This is a genomic window from Sulfuricurvum sp., assembly GCF_019163035.1.
GTDB lineage: Bacteria > Campylobacterota > Campylobacteria > Campylobacterales > Sulfurimonadaceae > Sulfuricurvum.
Genome location: NZ_JAFLKV010000120.1, coordinates 3477 through 5489, shown reverse-complemented (window position 1 = coordinate 5489; position 2013 = coordinate 3477). Strand labels below are relative to the sequence as shown.

At 42.4% G+C, this 2013-nt stretch carries 3 protein-coding genes; 1 reads left to right on the top strand and 2 read right to left on the bottom strand.

All coding sequences use genetic code 11. The features are described 5' to 3' along the window. Positions 1–1188, top strand: a 1188-nt coding sequence (locus tag JZU62_RS08615; protein ID WP_295013858.1) for a ComEC/Rec2 family competence protein, incomplete at its 5' end; no start/stop codon positions are given. On the opposite strand, the gene JZU62_RS08610 is transcribed toward JZU62_RS08615, so the two are convergent. Beyond that, the gene (locus tag JZU62_RS08610) at positions 1144–1944 is read right to left on the bottom strand and encodes a YihY family inner membrane protein (protein WP_295013856.1); all 801 of its coding nucleotides are present in this window, start codon (positions 1942–1944) and stop codon (positions 1144–1146) included. The two genes, JZU62_RS08615 and JZU62_RS08610, sit on opposite strands and share 45 nt — an antisense overlap. Further along, the coding region (locus JZU62_RS11010) for an FAD-linked oxidase C-terminal domain-containing protein (protein WP_365956668.1) at positions 1945–2013 on the bottom strand (69 nt) is incomplete at its 5' end.

The window sequence follows — 2013 nt, the reverse complement described above, 5'->3', positions numbered from 1 at the left end:
GCTTCCCTCTCCCTTTCGTATGACTATTACCAATTTAGTAAAATGAAAACCTTTGATGATCCGTTGGTGCGCGGTGAAGTGATCGATCAAGAGGTACGTCTCATCAACGATGAGCCTAAAACATCGATAAAACTTCAACTCGAAAACGGCTCAAGCGTCCGATGTATCATGAAGCCTGATTTGGAAGAGTTGCGGGGGCAAGAGGTTTTAATAGAGTTGCAGGTGGCTAAAGTCACTTTTTTAGATTATATGAGAGGATTTCGCACACGGGGTGTAATTTACGAAATTTATCCCGATAAGAGTTTAAAAGAGCGGTGGTATCATCGTATCGCATCCGCGCATGATGATCCGTGGATAAGGGAACTTTATGGAGCGTTGTTTGTCGCTACTCCCATGTCACAAGAGCTACAAGGATTAGTCGGAGCGATGGGGTTGAGTGCCGTCCTCTCCATCAGCGGGTATCATTTTGGAATTTTGAGTTTGATCGCTTATTTCTTTCTCAAAACTCCTTATCGTCTCGTTCAAAATCGCTATTTTCCCTATCGACACGGCAATCGGGATCTTTTTTGGGTTGTAGCGGGGTTGCTTTTTTCTTATCTAGCCATTTTAGAATATAACCCTGCAATGGTTCGCTCATTCGGGATGATTATGGTGGGGTATTGGCTTTATGATCGGGGAATTAAGATTGTTTCGTTTCAAACGCTGTTGGTTGCGGTCGGGATTTTACTTGCATTTTTTCCGAAACTTTTTTTCTCATTGTCGTTTTGGTTTTCCTCTTTCGGAGTTCTATCGATCTTTATTTTCATCCGCTACTATGAGTATTGGAAGCCTTGGCAGATTTTTTTAGCGCTCAATGTCTGGTGCTATTTGGTACTGCTCCCTATTTCACTGGCTATTTTTGGGACATTTAGTTGGGCACATTTGAGCTCTATCCCTATAAATCTCATTTTCAATCTCTATTATCCGATTGTTTTGGTATTGCATCTGACACCGTGGGGAGATTGGTTTGATCCGTATCTTATTCAAATGTTTGAAGCAGGAGAGGTTAAGACGGTCGTGATTCCGATGTGTGTGGGGATACTCAGTATCATTTTAGCCCTTGGGGCTATGTGGCGAAAAGAGGCTTTTTGGGCGCTAGCTCTTTTAGGACTCGCTACGCTGGGTAGCGCGGTTTATCAGATAGCATAGTTTCATCCCGTAGATGACTATGATCCATGAGACGTAAATCCACAAAAAGAAAAAAATGAGTGCGGAAAACGAGCCGTACATGGTGGCATATGTTTTGTTATAAAAGACGTATTGAACAAAACTATTTTTAGCGAGTCCCCATACGATTGCGACAATAAACGAACTGATCGCGGCAGCTTTGATGGAGACATTGGCATTGACGGCGATTTTGTAGACTAAAAAGAAAATTCCCCAAAGAAGCAAAAAAGGAAAAATAGAGAGCGCGTGTAAAGCAAATCCCGTGATATTTGCCTCCAAATAAGCTTTTAGGCTCATCGATGCGATCAAAAGGATGGGGGTAAGGCTGATCAGTGTCCAGTAGGTGGTGATGGCATCCCAGATTTTTCGTTTAGATGCTTTGAATATTTTTCCGACGATGTGTTCAAAGTTTTGGAAAAAGAGGAGGGATGAGACGATCATGGTGGTAAATCCAATCACCCCAAGCTGTACCGAATTGCGAAAAAAGGATTCGAGGTACCCCGCAACTGCGGCAGTTTGAACCGGCATCATGTTGTCAAAAATAAAAATCTGAATTTTGGCGTATTGCTCGTTAAAAACGGGGACATTCGCAATCAAACTAAGGGAGATGATAAGAAGGGGGACGACGGTAAAAATCGTATAAAAGCTAAGACTCGAAGCATATACGGTGATCTCCCGATCAAAAAGCATCAGGAAAAAAAGTCGGATATGGCGGAGCATTGCTTTAAAATTTACCACTTATTCTAGCCCCATTTTGGAAGGGTTGAGGATATTGTTCGGATCAAAGGCTCGTTTGATCGATTGGAA